The following is a 17,013-nucleotide window of genomic DNA, read 5'->3' on the forward strand; positions in this document are numbered from 1 at the left end:
CATGAAGGGATCGCGCAGCCGGCAGCCGGAGGTGACACCGGACCTGCTGCTGCGCGCCTATTCCATCGGCCTGTTTCCCATGGCGGATTCGGCCGATGATCCCGAGCTTTACTGGGTTGAGCCGGAGATCCGCGGCATCATCCCGCTCGACCGCTTCCGCATCTCGCAATCGCTGGCCAAGGCCATCCGGCGCGCGCCCTTCCGCATCACCGTGGACACGGCCTTCGACGCCATCGTTTCGCTCTGCGCGGAGCCGGCACCTGATAGGCCGAGCACCTGGATCAACGATCAGATCAAATCGCTCTACGGCACCCTGCACCGGCGCGGCCAGGCCCATTCTGTGGAGGCCTGGGAGGGCGAGGAACTGGTGGGCGGGCTCTATGGCGTGTCGCTCGGCGCCGCCTTCTTCGGCGAGAGCATGGTGTCCCGGCGCACCAATGCTTCCAAGATCTGCCTCGCGCATCTGGTGGAGCGCCTGAAGGCGCAGGACTACGAATTGCTCGACACGCAGTTCACCACAGACCACCTCAAGACCTTCGGCGCCATCGACGTGCCCAAGGCGCGCTATCAGCGGCTTCTGGAATCGGCTGTCTCCAAGCCGGATCGTGGTTTCTGAAACGAAATCCGGCTGGTCGCTTCGCGATGTCTGGAGCTTCTTGGAGGATGCGCGAGCTCCTCGTTTCGTCATGCTCGGGCTTGTGCCTGATATCTTCAAGCACTTGATATCGCTACAACTCATTGACCATGGCAGATCCTCGGGACAAGCCCGAGCATGACGACGCGCGCAATGATCATCTCTGCCGGAAATCTGAAAAATTCGGGCGTGATCATCAGACTTTCGTATGAGGAGTCCCTCAGCCCTCACGGTCGAACACACCTGCCGCCACGAAAAAGCGCCCCGTCCTGTCACTAGGAGGAGCGCTCGGAACCATGCGAAACGATAACGGAGGCCGGAAGCCTCACTGCGCCGGCTTGGCCTGGGCGGTGTCCGGGGGCGGCAGGTCCGACTTCGCCTTGCAGTCCTTCAGCCAGACATCATAGACGGGATGTTCCACCGCGTTGAGGCCGGGGCTGTCGGCAAACATCCAGCCGGTGAAGATCCGGCGGATCTTGCGGTCGAGCGTGATCTCGTCCACCTCGACGAAAGTGGTCGTCTTCGGCGCTTCCGTATCGTCGCGGCTGTAGCAGACGCGCGGCGTCACCTGGAGCGCGCCGAACTGCACCGTCTCGCCGATATAGACGTCGAAGGTGGTGATGCGGCCGGTGATCTTGTCGATGCCGGAAAAGACCGCCACGGGATTGGAAACGCGGGCTGCCGAGGCGGCGCCTGGCAGGGCCATGCTGGAGCCAAGGGCGAGCAAGACGCCGATGAGCGCGCGGGATGCTTCAAGAGCCCTGGGCTTCAAACGATGACGCATTGAAAAATCCATCCTTGTGACCGGTGCAACACCGCGACCGGAGCGGCCATGGGCCGGATCGTCCCGTGCAGGGCATGGCGCGCAGCCCGTCCCGCAAGGCGAGCTCCGCAGCGGCGCGGCCAGCCCGCCTTCGGCATCCTGCGCCGCCCTGCCCCGTGCGTGGGTCGCCGGCCCGTCAGCCATCAAAAAACGGAAAGCCGCTTGCGCGGCTCTCCTGCAGTCTCTCTCAAGCGAAATTAAGGCATGGCCCTTCGTAGACCTGCCAACCCGCCATGGCTCAGGAGCGCGGCGTCCAGGCGTCGTAATCGCCCGTGACCTGCGGACGCTCGCCCTTGCTGTAGATCGAGCCCTGCGGGCGATAAGCGCCGGCGCTGCCGGTCAGGTTCGGCTTGTGCGGCTTCTGCCAGTCGCGGACCTGGTAGTTTTCCTGGGTCGGCGGAACATCCGTGCGGTGATGCATCCAGCCATGCCAGCCCGGCGGAATGGCCGAGGCTTCGGAATAGCCGTTATAGATCACCCAGCGGCGCGTGCGCCCCTCGGAATCCTTCTTGCCGCCCTCGTAATAGACATTGCCCAGCTCGTCCTGGCCGACTTTCTTGCCGAAGCGCCAGGTGTGGAAGCGCGTGCCGAGCGTCTGGCCGTTCCACCAGGTAAAAATCTGCAAGAGGGTGCTCATCTCGTCCGTCCTTCAGCTCTCGCCCAGACGTCTCAGCGCCTGCGAGATCCTTCAATCCACCTTCGCTTATGGCGCGGGCCGCGCCGCTTGTCCAGCCATTCCCGAGGGCTTGTCCCGCACGTGCTTCAGAGAAGCTTTCCGCTGGCGGAACAAGGCCGTCGCGAGAGGCGGAGAATCAGAATTCCAGCCGCTTTTCGAGGATGACGGTCGGCATGCCGGCTTTGCCGGCACAGATGTCCGTGCGCCCGACTTCGGAGAAGCCGAGCCGGGTGTAGAAGTGAATGGCGCGGCCATTTTCGGCTGCCACCTCCACCCGCATGCGCTCGGCATCGGGAAAGCAGGTTTCAAGCTCGGCGAAGAGATCGCGGCCGATGCCCTGGCCCTGATGATCCGGGTGGACATAGAGCTGGTGCAAGAGCGCGGTCTTGGGCGCCTTCGGATCCAACGCGGCAAAGCCCATGCCGGCCAGCAGCTTGCCATCATCGGCCACGACGAATTCCGACTGGGGACGCCCCAGCCGGCTCTTCAGCGCGGCGACCGAATGCCATTCCGCCGTGATCTCGGAGACCCGCGCCACACCGTAAATCGGGTCATAGGTTGCGTGCCAGGTCTCGCCGAGCAGCTTGCTGACGGCGGCGAGATCGGCCTGCGCGGCGGTGCGGACGAAGAACATCAGTCCTCCAGGCCCAACTTGGTCTTGACCAGCGCCTGCACGGCCTGGGGGTTGGCCTTGCCGCCCGTCGATTTCATCACCTGGCCGACGAACCAGCCGGCCAGCGTCGGCTTGGCCTTGACCTTGGCCACTTGGTCCGGATTGGCGGCGATGATGTCGTCCACGGCTTTTTCGATCGCGCCGGTGTCGGTCACCTGCTTCATGCCGCGCGCCTCGACGATCTCGGCCGGGTCACCGCCTTCGGCAAAGACGATCTCGAACAGATCCTTGGCGATCTTGCCCGAGATGGTTTCCGCCTTGATCAGGTCGAGAATGCCGCCGAGCTGGGCCGGAGAAACCGGGGTTTCCTCGATGCCCTTGCCGGCCTTGTTGAGCGCGCCGAGCAGGTCGTTGATCACCCAGTTGGCCGCCGCCTTGCCGTCGCGCCCTGCCGCCACGGCCTCGAAATAATCGGCGATCGCCTTTTCCGAAACCAGCACCGAGGCATCATAGATGGACAGGCCGAGTTCGGAGACGTAGCGGGCCTTCTTGTCGTCGGGCAGTTCGGGCAGGTCCACCTTCAGCGCCTCGACGAAGGCATCGTCGAATTCAAGCGGCAGAAGATCCGGATCGGGGAAGTAGCGGTAATCATGCGCATCTTCCTTGGAGCGCATGGAGCGCGTCTCGCCCTTGTTGGGGTCGAACAGGCGGGTCTCCTGGTCGATCGTGCCGCCATCCTCCAGAATGGCGATCTGGCGGCGCGCCTCATATTCGATGGCCTGGCCGATGAAGCGGATCGAGTTCATGTTCTTGATCTCGCAGCGCGTGCCGAAGGCTTCGCCCGGACGGCGCACCGAGACGTTGACGTCGGCGCGCATGGAGCCTTCGTCCATATTGCCGTCGCAGGTGCCGAGGTAGCGCACGATCGCGCGCAGCTTCGTCATATAGGCCTTGGCCTCTTCGGAGGAGCGCATGTCGGGCTTCGACACGATCTCCATCAGCGCCACGCCCGACCGATTGAGATCGACATAGGACATGGTCGGATGCTGATCATGCATCGACTTGCCGGCGTCCTGCTCCAGATGCAGCCGCTCGATGCCGATCTCGATGTCCTCGAACTGGCCTTGACGGTCCGGCCCGAGCGAGATGACGATCTGGCCCTCGCCGACGATCGGATCCTTGAACTGCGAGATCTGATAGCCCTGCGGAAGGTCCGGATAGAAATAGTTCTTGCGGTCGAAGATCGAGCGCTTGTTGATCTGCGCCTTCAGGCCGAGGCCGGTGCGCACGGCCTGACGCACGCACTCTTCGTTGATGACGGGCAGCATGCCCGGCATGGCGGCATCCACCAGCGAGACATTGGCATTGGCCGGCTTGCCGAATTCCGTCGATGCGCCGGAGAAGAGCTTGGCATTGGAGAGAACCTGCGCATGCACCTCCATGCCGACGATCACTTCCCAATCGCCGGTGGCGCCGGGGATGAAGCGTTTGGGATCGGGGGTGCGCACGTCGACGATGGTCATGGAAAGGCTCTTCTTGAACGGCTGTTACCTGTATGCGGGGTTAAAACAATTGGCCTGACGGCGCAAGCGGCGGGCGCACTTGACGAGACCGGGCAAGGCGACAAGAACAGCCGGGAGCGCGACCCGCACAAGCCCGTCCTGCCCGCCGCCAGGTGATCGGCGGGGCCGGCGAGCCGGTCGCATGTCCTTTGCCCGTTCCGCGAGGCCTGCCTTGTCCCAGCTTTTGCCCCTGCCGCACGCCGCCTCGCCCTCGCGCCGCGCCGCCATCCTCGCCATTCTGGCGATCACACTTTACCGCATCCTGCTGCTCGCCTTCGACACGACGGATCTCTTCGTCGACGAATCGCAATATTGGGCGTGGTCGCAGCATCTGGATTTCGGCTATTATTCCAAGCCGCCGCTGGTGGCCTGGGTCATCCGGCTGACAACCGAGCTTGGCGGCAGCAACAGCCGCTTCTGGGTGCGGCTCGGTGGCCCGCTCTGCCATATGGCGACCGCGCTCCTCTTGATGCAGGCCGCCGCCCGGCTGGCGGGGGAAAAATTCGCGCCCTGGGTCGGCTTGAGTTTCATCACCCTGCCGGCCGTGGCGCTCTCTTCCGTCTTCATCTCCACCGATACGGTGATGTTCGTGTTTCTGGCCGGCGCGCTCGTCGCCTATGCCGGGCTGATCGAGCGCTCATCGCTGCCGCGCGCGCTTGTCTTCGGCGCCTGCGTCGGCATGGCCATGCTCGGCAAATATTCCATGGTCTTCGTCGTCGGCTGCATGGGTCTCGCCGCCCTTTTGATGCCCCGCGCGCGGGTGAGCTGGCGCGACGGCATCGTCTCGGCGCTGACGGCGCTCCTCGTCTTCTCACCCAATGTCTGGTGGAACCTCACGCATGACATCGCCACGGTTCGCCACACCTCCGAAAACGTCAACTGGCAGGGCCTGAACCTGCATATTCGCGGCGCGCTGGAATTCTTCCTGGCGCAATTCGCGGTGGTCGGCCCCGTGCTGTTCGGCGCGCTGATCTGGGCGGGTGTGCGCGCGCTGAAGCGGAGCGACACGCCGCTGGAGCGGCATCTGACGCTGCTGACCTGGCCGATCGTCCTCGCCTTCGTCGCGGAAGCGCTGATCTCGCGCGCCTATGCCAACTGGGCGGTGCAGGCCTATGCGGCGGGCACGATCCTCGCCACCATCCTGCTGTTGACGCAGACGAAACGCGGTATCGTCCATTCCTTCCGCATCAACCTCTTCGCCACCATCGTTTTCCCCATCGTCTGCATCTTCGCCGCGCATGTGGCGCTGCCCGGCGGCGATTCGGTGCTGAAGCGCTATCTCGGCCGCGCCGCGCTGAGCCAGGAGATCGCCGCCACCGCCAGGGAGGCCGGTGCGACCGTGATCGTCGCGGAGAACCGCGACATCCTCGCCGATCTCTTCTACACGCTGAACGATCAAGGCTTCACGCTGGCCGCACGCCGGGAAGAAGGCTTCCCGCGCCATTATTACGAGCAGAATTTCGCGCTCGATCCCGCGACCCCGGGGCCGATCCTTTATGCCTCGGTGGGAGACCTGACCTGCAAGAGCGGGCAGGCGCGCGCGCTCAAGACGATCAGGCCGGAAAGCGGCTACTGGCGCAAGCGCGAGATCACGCTCTACCTGACCGACGCCGCCTGTCTGGCGCCGTGAGGCAGGCGCAGACGGCGCCGCTGGACAGACCATGCGGGATCGCGGTAACTTGCAGCGTTCACTTTGGAGACTGGATGTTCTCTTACGAGCAGACCCGCTGATGGTCTCGCGCATGCGGACGGCCTGTGCGCCACCCGCCTGCCCGAGACCCGGAAACGACGCCCCGCTCTGGCAGCCGCCAGCGCGGACCCGTTTTCCTGCGCGACAGACGCGCCGGGTTGGCTCCTTTCCAAGGCATGATCGATTTTCCAAGAATGATCGAAGCCCCCGGCCGCTGTCCGCTTCTGTCGGATCAGCATCCATGGACATTTCCCGTCGGGAACAACGCATTCTCCACCGCCTCGCCCAGGGCGGGCGCATCGCGATTGAGCGGGATGAACGGCGCAAGATCGCAAAGATCGCGCTTCTAACCCGCGACGGCTGGCTCGCCCCCGGCCTCGATCTCGAAACCTTCCGCAAGCTCAAGCGCTTGCGCGCCATCGCCTCCAGATCGGGCGAACCCTATCGCATCACCCAGCGCGGGCTGGAACTGGTGCGGGCCGAGCAGGACAATCGATAAGGCGATGACGCATCGGCCCGGACAGGTGCGGGCCGATGCGTTCAACCGGCATCGGCGGCAAGCGCGGCACGCATGGCGGCCCATTCCTCATCGAAGGTCCCCGACGGCTTCGGCTTGCCGGCCCGGCGATACCAGTAGCCGGCATTCCAGTCGTCGCCCTCGATGCGATGACAGAGCGCGTGGCCCCAGTCGAAGGCTGCCTCGCCCTCATGCGCCTGGCAGACGTCGTGCACCGCGGCCCAGTGCGACCCGGTAACGAAACCAGCCGCAGCCAGCCGGTCGAAAGCGGCGATCATCAGGGCGAGATCGGGATGGGGCATGGTGTCCTCCATGGATGAAGCGGCGACCGCTATCCGCCTCGCCGTCTCAATGACAGGAACGTTCGCCCTCGATCACCACCAGCGCTTCGGCTCGAAGCGCCCGGCGGCCTGTTCGATGGCATAGGCGGTCTTGAACAGCGTCTCTTCCTCGAAGGGCTTGCCGATCAGCTGCAGGCCGAGCGGCAGGCCGGAGGCGTCGAGGCCGGCGGGAACGGCGATGCCCGGCAGGCCGGCCATGTTGACGGTGACGGTGAAGATGTCGTTCAGATACATCTTGACCGGATCGGCCGCGAGATCCTGATCGGCGATGCCGAAGGCGGCGGACGGAGTGGCGGGCGTCAGGATGGCATCGACACCGGCATGGAAGGCGGTCTCGAAATCGCGCTTGATCAGCGTGCGCACCTTCTGGGCGCGCAGGTAATAGGCATCGTAATAGCCGGCCGAGAGCACATAGGTGCCGATCATGATGCGGCGCTTGACCTCCTGGCCGAAGCCTTCGGCGCGCGTCTTCTCATACATGTCGACAATGTCCTTGCCCTCGACGCGCAGGCCGTAGCGCACGCCGTCATAGCGGGCGAGGTTGGACGAGGCTTCGGCGGGAGCGACGATGTAATAGGCCGGCAGGGCATATTTCGTATGCGGGAGCGAGATGTCGATGATCTCGGCGCCGGCGTCCTTCAGCCAGGCAATGCCCTTCTGCCAGAGCGCCTCGATCTCGTCGGGCATGCCATCGACGCGGTATTCGCGCGGAATGCCGATCTTCATGCCCTTGAGCGAGCCGCCGAGCGCGGTCTCGTAATCCGGCACCGGCAGGTCGACCGAGGTCGTGTCCTTGGCATCGGTGCTGGCCATGGATTTCAGCAGGATGGCGGCGTCGCGCACGTCGCGGGCGATCGGGCCGGCCTGATCGAGCGAGGAGGCGAAGGCCACGATGCCCCAGCGCGAGCAGCGGCCATAGGTCGGCTTGATGCCGACCGTGCCGGTGAAGGCGGCCGGCTGGCGGATGGAGCCGCCGGTATCGGTGGCGGTGGCGCCGGCGCACAGATGCGCGGCGACCGCCGCGGCCGAGCCGCCCGAGGAGCCGCCGGGCACGAGATCGCGGTTGGCGCCTTCCGCGCGCCAGGGGTTCTTCACCGGGCCGTAATAGGAGCTCTCGTTGGAGGAGCCCATGGCGAACTCGTCCATGTTCAGCTTGCCGAGCATGACCGCGCCATCGGCCCAGAGATTGGCGGTGACGGTCGATTCATAGCGCGGCTTGAAGCCGTCGAGAATGTGGCTGCAGGCCTGGGTGTGGACGCCTTCGGTCGCGAAGAGATCCTTGATTCCCAGCGGAATGCCTTCCAGCGCCCCGGCCTCACCGGCGGCGATGCGGGCATCGGAGGTGGCCGCCATCTTGCGCGCCTGTTCCGGCGTTACCGTGACATAGGCATTCAGCGCGCCATTGGCGGCCTCGATCGCGCCGAGATAGGCATCGGTCAGTTCGAGCGCGGTGAAGTCCTTGGCGGCGAGACGGGCGCGGGCTTCGGCAATGGTGAGGCGGGTCAGGTCGGTCATGGGCGCTTTCGCGAGGCTTTGAGCAGGGGCGGTGCGGACATTGAAGCGTCGGGCGGAACGTTTTGAACCGGTCTTCGGACAGTCCGATGCGAAATCGAAAATCGAGGGCGCGGCGGGTCGCTTATTCCACGACCTTCGGCACCAGGAAGAAGTTGCGGTCCGAATTCGGCGCGTTGGCGACGATATCCTCGGCCTTGTCACCGTCGTTGACGACATCCGCGCGCTTCCGCATCGCCATCGGCGTCACGGAGGTCATGGGCTCGACACCCTCGACATCGACCTCGGACAATTGCTCAACGAAGCCGAGGATCGCATTGAGCTCGCCCATCATCCGGTTCGCATCCTCTTCGTTCACCGCGATACGGGCGAGATGGGCGACGCGCTTGACGGTGGCGAGATCGACGGACATGGCGGACTCCAGGGGAATGGTCTTCGGTCTCGCTATACAAAGCGCATGGCGAAGGCGCAACCGCCATGACGGTGCATCCTGCCCTCAGGCGTCCCATGCCCTAAGAGAAGAGTCGGCCCAAAGGCTCCTACCCTTCAAGGGAAGAGGCGGCGCATGAGCGCCGCCGCGAGGCTGTCAGAAGCTCAGCCCCTTGCCGACGGTGGCGACCGCCACCTTGGTCTGCGTCCCCTCCATCCCGGCCACGAACTTGTCGGCCGTCTGGTCGATGATCGGGAAGCTGCCATAATGGCAGGGGATCACGGTCTCGAAGCTGAAATAGCGCTGGCAGGCCAGCGCCGCCACGGCGCCGCCCATGGTGAAGCGATCGCCGATCGGCACCAGGCCGATTTCCGGCTCGTGCAGCTCGCGGATCAGCGCCATGTCGGAGAAGATGTCGGTGTCGCCCATGTGGTAGACGGTCGGCTCGTCCTCGAAATGCAGCACGAGGCCGTTGGCATTGCCCAGCGAATGCGAAACGCCATCCTCGGTAATCTGGGCGGAGGAGTGCAGTGCATTGGTGAAGGTGGTCGAGAAGCCGTCGAAATGCACGGTGCCGCCGGTATTGCCCATTTCGAGCTTGGACACGCCCTTGGCGCCGAGCCAGGCGGCGAGATCGGCATTGGCGAGAACGGTGGCGCCGGTTTCCTTTGCCAGCGCGATCGTATCGCCCACATGGTCGCCATGGCCATGGGTGAGAAGGATATGGGTGAGGCCGCTCGCCGCATCCTTGCGCGTGGCTTCGTCAAAGCCGGGATTGCCGGTGAAGAAGGGATCGATCAGGATCTTCGCCTGTGCGGTTTCCAGGTGAAAGGCCGAATGGCCGAGCCAGGTGATCTTCATGAAAAGGGTCTCCTTGGTCGAAAGGGCGTTGCGTCCGCTGCCAGCATATGGAACGGGGAGGCATTGCAGGAAAGAGGCTTGAAGCGATGACCGTTCTGACCATCGAGGCACTGGCCGAAGCGCTGGCCCCGCGCACAGCCATCGCCGGGCTGGATCTCGGCACCAAGACCATCGGCCTGTCAGTTTCGGATCTCGGGCGCCGCTTCGCAACGCCGCGCACGGTGATCAAGCGGCAGAAATTCACGCTGGATGCCGAGATCCTGCTCGATTTCGCCGAGAAGGAAAAGATCGCCGCCTTCGTCATCGGCCTGCCGATGAACATGGATGGCAGCGCCGGCCCGCGCGTGCAGGCCACGCGCGCCTTCGTGCGCAGCATGGAGCAGAAGACGACACTGCCCTTCGTCTATTGGGACGAGCGGCTGTCGACGGTGGCGGCGCAGCGCACGCTGATCGAGATGGACGTCTCGCGCGCCAAGCGGGCGGAACGAATCGATTCGGCCGCCGCCTCCTTCATCCTTCAAGGCGCGCTGGACAGGCTGACAGCACTGGCGCGGGCCGTGTCCGAAGACGCGTCCGACTGAGCGGCGACCGCCTGCCCGCCTGCGGCCTGCGCCCGGGCGAGAATGCGCCGGCGCACCCAGGCCGAGAGCACGCGACGGCGGCGCAGCGCCAGCAGGCCGAAGACCAGCAGCGTATCGACGACGAGCGCCCGGCCGACCAGCGGCGGCACCGCCTCGGACGGCAGGCCCAGCACGCCGCCATAGATCTCCATGACGAGATCATGCATCTCCCGGCTGAAGAAATAGAGCCCGAAATTCAGGTCGTAGAAGGACAGGACGTACCAGCCCGACAGGAACAGCATCGGGCCGCCCCAGGCGATCAGAACCCATTTCATCCTTCGTCTCCTTCATGGACAGTACGACCGACCTCATGTCGGCGCAGCCCGCGACCAGCCCTTGCGGGGCTGACAAACGCGACGATCATCCTGCAACGGGCGGGCTTGCCGTCACCCGAAAGCCGGCAAAGCGGCCATCCGGCCCGTGCGCCCCGCTCAGACCGGCCGCCCGCTCCAGCATGAGCGCGGCGTACAGCGACCGCCGTGCTCGATCCGTCAGCAGCAGGCAGAGGAGGATCGACGCCGACAGCGTCAGATCGAGCGCCGACAGGCTGATCATCAACGACAGCGGCACGACAAGCGACAGGCCTCTCATCCTTCCCTCCGGAAACAGGCGGGCCGGCCGCATCCCTCTCGCGAGCAACGCGCCGTCCCGATCGTCAATGAAAGGTTAATGTGACGGCAGGCCCCAGGAAGGCAACGTCAACCTTCTGTTAAGGTTAACGGGCCACGGGCCGTACCCGCTGGCTCAAGCGCGCGGCCAAGGGGGCCTCTTTCCTCCCGGCAGCGCGTCGGCTGATTCGCCTGATGCCGGATATCGGTCCCCCACATCCCTTTCCCTCCGGCCGGCGGATGCTCTATAGGCCGGTCATCAGGCGGGCAGCCTGCCGCCGGCATTGCCTCGTCTTCCCCTCTTTCAGGCGCCGGAGCGGCGCGGTGATTTCATGTCGGTGATTTTTGAAAGCCTGGTGCCGATCTTCCTGCTGGTGGCCTGCGGCGTCTGGCTGAAGCGCGTGCGCTTCATCGCGCCGACGCTGTGGGAGGGGCTGGAACAGCTCGGCTATTACATTCTCTTCCCCGCGCTCCTGTTCTCCACGCTGGCCACGGCGCAATTCGGCGGGCTGAAGACCGACGCCACGGCGCTGGCGACGATCGGCGGCGTGCTGGCCATGTCGGGTCTGGTGCTGGCGCTCCGGCCGCTTCTGGCAAAGCGCGGCGTCCCGGCCTCCACCTTCACCTCGCTGTTTCAGACAGCGACGCGCTGGAACGGCTTCATGGCGCTGGCGGCGGCCGAAAGGCTCTATGGCACGACGGGGCTGACGCTGACGGCGCTGGTGATGACGCTGATCATCGTGCCGATCAATTTCGTCAATATCGGCGTGCTGATCTGGTTCAATGGCGGCCCGCGAAGCCTGAGCTTTTTCGCGCTGCGGATCCTGTCCAATCCCATGGTCGCGGCCTCGCTCGTCGGCATCGCGCTCAATCTGGCGGGGATCACGGTTTATGCGCCGGTCATGAGCGCCGTGCGCATGCTGGCGGAATCCTCGCTGCCGCTCGGCCTGATCATGGTGGGCGCGGGCCTGCGCCTGGCCGATCTCGTGCGGCCGGAACCGCTCGTCTTCCTGTCGAGCCTTTTGAAGCTGATCGTCATGCCCGTCTTCATGGTCGGCTTCGGCGCGGCTCTGGGCTTGAGCGGCGATGCGCTGCTGACGATCGCGCTGGGCGCCAGCGTGCCCACCGCGATGAACGGCTATCTGCTGGCCAAGCAGATGGGCGGCGACGCGCCCTTTTATGCCGTGGCCGCCACCCTGCAGATGGTCGCCTCGTTCCTGACGATCCCGCTGGTGCTGAGCGCCGCCGCCTACTTCGCGGCGGGATAGAGCAGATCGACGATATAGGCCGAATCGAAACGTGAATCGAGCATGCCATAGGTCGAGCGCCAGCCGGCGGCAAGGCGCGATTCGAGGAAGGCATCGGCAATACGGCCGGCGCCCAGGCGATAGAGCTCGGCGGCGGCGGCGGCCAGCGCCAGTTGTTCCATCAGCATGCGCGCGGCGCCCTCGTCCCGCTCGCACAGCGACAGGGCGGCGCGCAGCACGTCGATCGTCTTCAGCGCCGCCGGGCCCATGTCGCGGGCGATGATCTGGAACAGATGGTCGAAATTCTCCCGTCCCCGGGCCATGACGCGCAGCACGTCGAGCGCCATGACATTGCCCGAGCCTTCCCAGATCGCGTTGACCGGCGCCTCGCGATAATGCCGGGCGATCGGCCGTTCCTCGACATAGCCATTGCCGCCCAGGCACTCCATGGCCTCAGCGATCAGGCCGGGGGCGATCTTGCAGACCCAATATTTGACCACTGGAGTCATCACCCGGGCATAGGCCGCATCGGCTGCGCTCTCGCGCGAGCGGTCGAAGGCGCGCGCCAGGCGGAAGCAGAGCGCGCTCGCCGCCGCAACGTCCAGCGCCATGTCGGCCAGCACCCGGGTCATCAGCGGCTGGTCGATCAGCGCCTTGCCGAAGACCTGGCGGCCGCGCGTGTGGTGGATCGCCTCGGCGAGCGAGGCGCGCATCATGCCGGCGGAGGCCAGCGCGCAGTCCAGCCGCGTCAGCGTCACCATGTCGAGAATGGTGCGGATGCCGTCTGCCGGGGGCCCGAGCACGAAACCGAACGTGTCGGAAAACTCAACCTCGGCAGAGGCGTTGGAGCGGTTGCCGAGCTTGTCCTTCAGCCGCTGGTAGCGCAGCCCGTTGGCCGAGCCGTCCTCCAGCAGCCGCGGCACGAGAAAGCAGCCGATGCCCTCGCGCGTCTTGGCCAGCATGACGAAGGCGTCGCTCATCGGCGCGGAGAGGAACCATTTATGGCCGGCCATGCGGTAGATGCCCTCGCCCACCCGCTCGGCCGTGGAGGTGATGGCGCGCACATCCGTGCCACCCTGCTTCTCCGTCATGCCCATGCCGACGGTGGCAGCAGTCTTCTCCATGAAGGCGCGGTTGGTCGAATCATAGCGGCGCGACAGGATCTTCGGCGCCCACTCCTTCTGCACGGCCTGCGAGGCGCCAATGGCGGCGAGCGCGGCATTGGTCATGGTCAACGGGCAGAGATGGCCGCATTCCAGCTGGGCAGTCAGGTAGAACTTGATGGCGCGCGCCAGGTGGTTGATGCCCTTTTCCGGCGCCAGCTGCTCCCAGGGGGAAGCATGCAGGCCGGAGGTCATCGAGCGCCGCATCAGCGCATGCCAGGCCGGATGGAACTCCACCACGTCCAGCCGCTCGCCGCGCGGCCCGTGGGTGCGCAGCTCGGGCGGATTGTGGTTGGCCATGCGCGCCAGATCCTGCGCCTCCGGCGAGGTGGCATAGCGGCCCACGGCGTCGAAATCGTCGCGCACCTCGCGCGGCATGCCGCTGGCGATGTCGGTCAGCAGCGGGTCCGACAGAAAGGCATTGATGCCCGACCACGGCCTGGGCTGGTTCAGATCTTTCAGCGTCTGTTCTGTTCTGTTCGTCGTCATGGCCGGCTTGTCGTTGATGTCGGGCGCGCGCGCAAGGGCTGTCGAAGACGCCCCCGCACGGAGCGAATTGCCTGCACTCTATTGCGCTATGGTTAAGAAAGGGAGGGGGGTTAAGAAAGGGAGGGGGCATTCACCACCGTCCTGCACAAGGCGCGCAAGGGGCGCCTCCCGCTCTTGCCCGCGCTGGCCGCAGTCCTTATAGAGCGGCCACGAGCCAAAGGGGCGGATCGCCATGAGCCATTTCCCACATCGTCATCTTCTGGGCATCAAGGGGCTGACGGAGCCGGAGATCACTCTCCTGCTCGACAAGGCCGACGAGGCCGTCCAGATTTCCCGTCGCCGCGAGAAGAAGACCTCGACGCTGCGCGGCCTGACCCAGATCAACCTGTTCTTCGAAGCCTCGACGCGCACGCAGTCCTCCTTCGAGCTGGCGGGCAAGCGGCTGGGCGCCGACGTGATGAACATGTCCGTCGGCAATTCCTCGGTGAAGAAGGGCGAAACGCTGATCGACACGGCGATGACGCTCAACGCCATGCATCCCGATGTTCTCGTCGTGCGCCATTCGAGCGCCGGCGCCGCCGCCCTGCTTGCGCAGAAGGTCTCCTGCTCGGTGGTCAATGCCGGCGACGGCCAGCACGAGCATCCGACCCAGGCGCTGCTCGATGCGCTAACCATCCGCCGCGCCAGGGGGAAGCTCTCACGCATCATCGTCGCCATCTGTGGCGACGTGCTGCATTCGCGCGTCGCCCGCTCCAATATCCTGCTGCTCAACCGCATGGGCGCGCGGGTGCGCGTGGTCGCCCCGCCGACGCTTCTGCCTTCTGGTATCGCCGATATGAGCGTCGAGGTCTTCCATTCGATGGAGGAAGGGCTGAAGGACGCGGATGTGGTGATGATGCTGCGCCTGCAGCGCGAGCGCATGGCCGGCAGCTTCGTGCCGTCGGTGCGCGAATATTTCCGCTATTACGGACTGGACGCAGAGAAGCTGAAGGCGGCCAAGGAAGGGGCGCTGGTCATGCATCCCGGCCCGATGAACCGGGGCGTGGAAATCGCCTCGGAAATCGCCGACGGTCCGCAGAGCGTGATCGAGGACCAGGTGGAAATGGGCGTCGCCGTGCGCATGGCCGTGATGGAAACGCTGCTGCTTTCGGAAAACGGAGGACCGCGCACGTGACCGACATCGCTTCTGGCGCCAAGGGCGGCCGGCCGCTCGCGCTGACCAACCTGCGCGTCATCGACCCCTCCCGCAATCTCGACGAGACCGGTGCGGTGCTGATCGAGGACGGGCGCATCCTGGCCGCCGGGCGGGATGCGCTGAATCAGGGCCTGCCGGAGGGCGCGCAGACGCGTGACTGCTCGGGCCTTCTGGCTGTTCCCGGCCTGGTCGACACCCGCGTCTTCGTCGGCGAGCCCGGCGCGGAACACCGCGAGACCATTGCCTCGGCCGCCCGCGCGGCCGCTGCCGGCGGCATCACCAGCTTTGTCGCCATGCCGGATACCGACCCCGTCATTGATGACGTCGCACTGGTCGAATTCGTTCTCAAGACCGGGCGCGACAAGGCCGTGGTCAACGTTCATGCCGCCGCCGCGCTCACCAAGGGGCTGCATGGCGAGGAGATGACCGAATTCGGCCTGCTCAGCGAAGCAGGCGCCGTCTGCTTCACCAATGGCCGCGAGCCTGTTCACGACACGCTGGTGCTGCGCCGGGCGATGACCTATGCGCGCCATTTCGACGCAGTGATCGCGCTGGAAACACGTGACCGCTATCTGGGCGCCGGCGGCGTGATGAACGAGGGCCTGCTCGCCAGCTGGCTCGGCCTGTCCGGCATTCCGCGCGAGGCCGAGATCATTCCGCTCGAGCGCGACCTGCGCATTGCCACACTGACCAAGGCGCGCTACCACGCCGCCAAGATCTCCCTGCCCGAATCAGTGGAGGCCATCTCGGCCGCCAAAGCGCGCGGCGCAAACGTCAGCGCCGGCATATCGATCAACCATGTGACGCTGAACGAGAACGACATCGGCGAATATCGCACCTTCTTCAAGGTGTCGCCGCCCCTACGCGGCGAGGACGACCGGCGCGCCATGGTGCAGGCGCTGGCCAGCGGCGAGATCGACCTGATCTCTTCCTCGCACGATCCGCAGGATGTCGACACCAAGCGCCTGCCCTTTGCCGATGCCGCCGATGGCGCCATCGGGCTGGAGACCATGCTGGCCGCCGCCCTGCGCCTTCATCACAGCGGCGAAGTGCCGCTGATGCGGCTGATCGATGCGCTGTCCACCCGGCCTGCCCGGATCTTCGGCCTGGAGGCCGGCACGCTCGCGCCCGGCGCCCGGGCCGATCTGGCCGTGATCGATCTGGAGGAGCCCTGGGTGGTCGCCCGCGAGCACTTGCTCTCGCGCTCGAAGAACACGCCTTTTGAAAATGCCCGCTTTACGGGACGCGTGGTGGAAACCTATGTTGGCGGCAAGCGGGTGCATGACGGCCGCGCCTGAAAAGGCCGGCAACCGCCCAGCACCGGCATGCTTCCAGACACGCGCGCCCTGCGCCTGACCATTTGATGACCGCCGTATTTCTGACGACCCCGCATTCCTGACGACGAAGGAACGAGACCCCGCGATGTTTGACTGGCAGATCGGCACGATGCCGGCGCTCCTCAGTGCCCTTTGCGGCTATCTTTCCGGCTCGATCCCTTTTGGCCTGATCCTGACGCGCATGGCCGGGCTCGGCGACGTGCGCAAGATCGGCTCGGGCAATATCGGCGCTACCAACGTGCTGCGCACCGGCAACAAGAAGCTGGCCGCCGCCACCCTGCTGCTCGATGCGCTGAAGGGAACGGTGCCGGCGGCGCTCGCGCTGCATTTCCTCGGCGTCGAGGCCGGCGTGGTCGCGGGACTGGCGGCCTTCCTCGGCCATCTCTTTCCCGTCTGGCTCGGCTTCAAGGGCGGCAAGGGCATCGCCACCTATATCGGCGTGCTCCTCGGGCTCGCCCCCTGGGTCGTGCTGGTCTTTGCCGCGGCATGGCTGGGTACGGCCAAGATCACCCGCTACTCGTCCCTGTCAGCCCTCGTGGCCACGCTGATCGTGCCGATCGTTCTGGCCTTCGTCGCGCCGGCGCCCGTCGCCTGGCTGTTTGCCGCCATGAGCCTGATCACCTGGGCCAAGCACCATGCCAATATCCGGCGGCTGATGGCCGGCACCGAAAGCCGGATCGGCCAGAAGGGCTAGG

Annotated in this window: 19 protein-coding genes; 8 read left to right on the forward strand and 11 right to left on the reverse strand. The window is 65.5% G+C overall.

The genetic code is table 11. The features are described 5' to 3' along the window. Nucleotide 1 precedes the first annotated feature (1 nt). Nucleotides 2-616, forward strand: a complete 615-nt coding sequence (aat, locus tag BJF92_RS12120; protein WP_075634975.1) for a leucyl/phenylalanyl-tRNA--protein transferase — start codon at nucleotides 2-4, stop codon at nucleotides 614-616. A 343-nt stretch (nucleotides 617-959) separates the two neighbouring features. On the opposite strand, the gene BJF92_RS12125 is transcribed toward aat, so the two are convergent. The 4 genes from BJF92_RS12125 to gatB all read right to left on the reverse strand — a co-directional run bounded on the left by BJF92_RS12125 (nucleotide 960) and on the right by gatB (nucleotide 4,269). Then, nucleotides 960-1,340, reverse strand: a complete 381-nt coding sequence (locus BJF92_RS12125; protein WP_425356409.1) for a DUF2155 domain-containing protein — start codon at nucleotides 1,338-1,340, stop codon at nucleotides 960-962. A 355-nt stretch (nucleotides 1,341-1,695) separates the two neighbouring features. Then, nucleotides 1,696-2,094 carry an NADH:ubiquinone oxidoreductase subunit NDUFA12 gene (locus BJF92_RS12130; RefSeq protein ID WP_075634977.1) on the reverse strand — a complete coding sequence of 133 codons (399 nt, stop codon included), beginning with the start codon at nucleotides 2,092-2,094 and terminating at the stop codon, nucleotides 1,696-1,698. A 175-nt stretch (nucleotides 2,095-2,269) separates the two neighbouring features. Next, nucleotides 2,270-2,767: a GNAT family N-acetyltransferase gene (locus BJF92_RS12135; RefSeq protein ID WP_075634978.1), complete on the reverse strand. Its 498-nt coding sequence runs from the start codon at nucleotides 2,765-2,767 to the stop codon at nucleotides 2,270-2,272. Next, nucleotides 2,767-4,269 (reverse strand): Asp-tRNA(Asn)/Glu-tRNA(Gln) amidotransferase subunit GatB, encoded by a 1,503-nt coding sequence (gene gatB, locus BJF92_RS12140; RefSeq protein WP_075634979.1) that lies wholly within the window; start codon nucleotides 4,267-4,269, stop codon nucleotides 2,767-2,769. Before gatB ends, BJF92_RS12135 begins: the two co-directional genes overlap by 1 nt. A 211-nt stretch (nucleotides 4,270-4,480) precedes the next feature. Here gatB and BJF92_RS12145 point away from each other — a divergent pair, with 211 nt between their 5' ends. Next, nucleotides 4,481-5,938 (forward strand): ArnT family glycosyltransferase, encoded by a 1,458-nt coding sequence (locus BJF92_RS12145; protein ID WP_245294734.1) that lies wholly within the window; start codon nucleotides 4,481-4,483, stop codon nucleotides 5,936-5,938. A gap of 301 nt (nucleotides 5,939-6,239) precedes the next feature. Further along, complete coding sequence (locus tag BJF92_RS12150) at nucleotides 6,240-6,497, forward strand: YjhX family toxin (protein WP_075634980.1); 258 nt, start codon at nucleotides 6,240-6,242, stop codon at nucleotides 6,495-6,497. A gap of 41 nt (nucleotides 6,498-6,538) precedes the next feature. Here BJF92_RS12150 and BJF92_RS12155 read toward each other — a convergent pair whose 3' ends face one another. The 4 genes from BJF92_RS12155 to BJF92_RS12170 all read right to left on the reverse strand — a co-directional run bounded on the left by BJF92_RS12155 (nucleotide 6,539) and on the right by BJF92_RS12170 (nucleotide 9,659). Continuing rightward, nucleotides 6,539-6,817, reverse strand: a complete 279-nt coding sequence (locus tag BJF92_RS12155; RefSeq protein ID WP_075635048.1) for a hypothetical protein — start codon at nucleotides 6,815-6,817, stop codon at nucleotides 6,539-6,541. A 72-nt stretch (nucleotides 6,818-6,889) separates the two neighbouring features. Beyond that, a complete protein-coding gene (gatA, locus tag BJF92_RS12160; RefSeq protein ID WP_075634981.1) occupies nucleotides 6,890-8,371 on the reverse strand; it encodes an Asp-tRNA(Asn)/Glu-tRNA(Gln) amidotransferase subunit GatA in 1,482 nt (493 codons plus the stop codon). A gap of 121 nt (nucleotides 8,372-8,492) precedes the next feature. Continuing rightward, complete coding sequence (gatC, locus tag BJF92_RS12165) at nucleotides 8,493-8,780, reverse strand: Asp-tRNA(Asn)/Glu-tRNA(Gln) amidotransferase subunit GatC (protein WP_075634982.1); 288 nt, start codon at nucleotides 8,778-8,780, stop codon at nucleotides 8,493-8,495. A 174-nt stretch (nucleotides 8,781-8,954) separates the two neighbouring features. Next, nucleotides 8,955-9,659 carry a metal-dependent hydrolase gene (locus tag BJF92_RS12170; protein WP_075634983.1) on the reverse strand — a complete coding sequence of 235 codons (705 nt, stop codon included), beginning with the start codon at nucleotides 9,657-9,659 and terminating at the stop codon, nucleotides 8,955-8,957. Between the two features lie 86 nt (nucleotides 9,660-9,745). Here BJF92_RS12170 and ruvX point away from each other — a divergent pair, with 86 nt between their 5' ends. Further along, a complete protein-coding gene (gene ruvX, locus BJF92_RS12175; RefSeq protein ID WP_075634984.1) occupies nucleotides 9,746-10,240 on the forward strand; it encodes a Holliday junction resolvase RuvX in 495 nt (164 codons plus the stop codon). Here the strand turns inward: ruvX and BJF92_RS12180 are convergent. Both BJF92_RS12180 and BJF92_RS12185 read right to left on the reverse strand, forming a co-directional pair. Next, nucleotides 10,177-10,554, reverse strand: a complete 378-nt coding sequence (locus tag BJF92_RS12180; protein ID WP_075634985.1) for a DUF6105 family protein — start codon at nucleotides 10,552-10,554, stop codon at nucleotides 10,177-10,179. The two genes, ruvX and BJF92_RS12180, sit on opposite strands and share 64 nt — an antisense overlap. An 85-nt stretch (nucleotides 10,555-10,639) precedes the next feature. Further along, nucleotides 10,640-10,870, reverse strand: a complete 231-nt coding sequence (locus BJF92_RS12185; protein WP_075634986.1) for a hypothetical protein — start codon at nucleotides 10,868-10,870, stop codon at nucleotides 10,640-10,642. Between the two features lie 349 nt (nucleotides 10,871-11,219). Here BJF92_RS12185 and BJF92_RS12190 point away from each other — a divergent pair, with 349 nt between their 5' ends. After that, nucleotides 11,220-12,155, forward strand: a complete 936-nt coding sequence (locus BJF92_RS12190) for an AEC family transporter (RefSeq protein ID WP_075634987.1) — start codon at nucleotides 11,220-11,222, stop codon at nucleotides 12,153-12,155. On the opposite strand, the gene BJF92_RS12195 is transcribed toward BJF92_RS12190, so the two are convergent. Further along, the gene (locus BJF92_RS12195) at nucleotides 12,137-13,786 is read right to left on the reverse strand and encodes an acyl-CoA dehydrogenase family protein (protein ID WP_075634988.1); all 1,650 of its coding nucleotides are present in this window, start codon (nucleotides 13,784-13,786) and stop codon (nucleotides 12,137-12,139) included. The two genes, BJF92_RS12190 and BJF92_RS12195, sit on opposite strands and share 19 nt — an antisense overlap. A 232-nt stretch (nucleotides 13,787-14,018) precedes the next feature. On the opposite strand from BJF92_RS12195, the gene BJF92_RS12200 reads away from it, so the two are divergent. The 3 genes from BJF92_RS12200 (at nucleotide 14,019) to plsY (ending at nucleotide 17,012) form a co-directional block, all read left to right on the forward strand. Then, nucleotides 14,019-14,960, forward strand: a complete 942-nt coding sequence (locus BJF92_RS12200; RefSeq protein WP_075634989.1) for an aspartate carbamoyltransferase catalytic subunit — start codon at nucleotides 14,019-14,021, stop codon at nucleotides 14,958-14,960. Nucleotides 14,961-14,965: 5 nt separating this feature from the next. Continuing rightward, a complete protein-coding gene (locus tag BJF92_RS12205) occupies nucleotides 14,966-16,279 on the forward strand; it encodes a dihydroorotase (protein WP_075635049.1) in 1,314 nt (437 codons plus the stop codon). Between the two features lie 124 nt (nucleotides 16,280-16,403). Further along, on the forward strand, nucleotides 16,404-17,012 hold the full coding sequence (gene plsY, locus BJF92_RS12210; protein WP_075634990.1) for a glycerol-3-phosphate 1-O-acyltransferase PlsY: 609 nt from the start codon (nucleotides 16,404-16,406) through the stop codon (nucleotides 17,010-17,012). Nucleotide 17,013 lies beyond the last annotated feature (1 nt).

Origin of the sequence: Xaviernesmea rhizosphaerae (genome assembly GCF_001938945.1) — a bacterium.
GTDB lineage: Bacteria > Pseudomonadota > Alphaproteobacteria > Rhizobiales > Rhizobiaceae > Xaviernesmea > Xaviernesmea rhizosphaerae.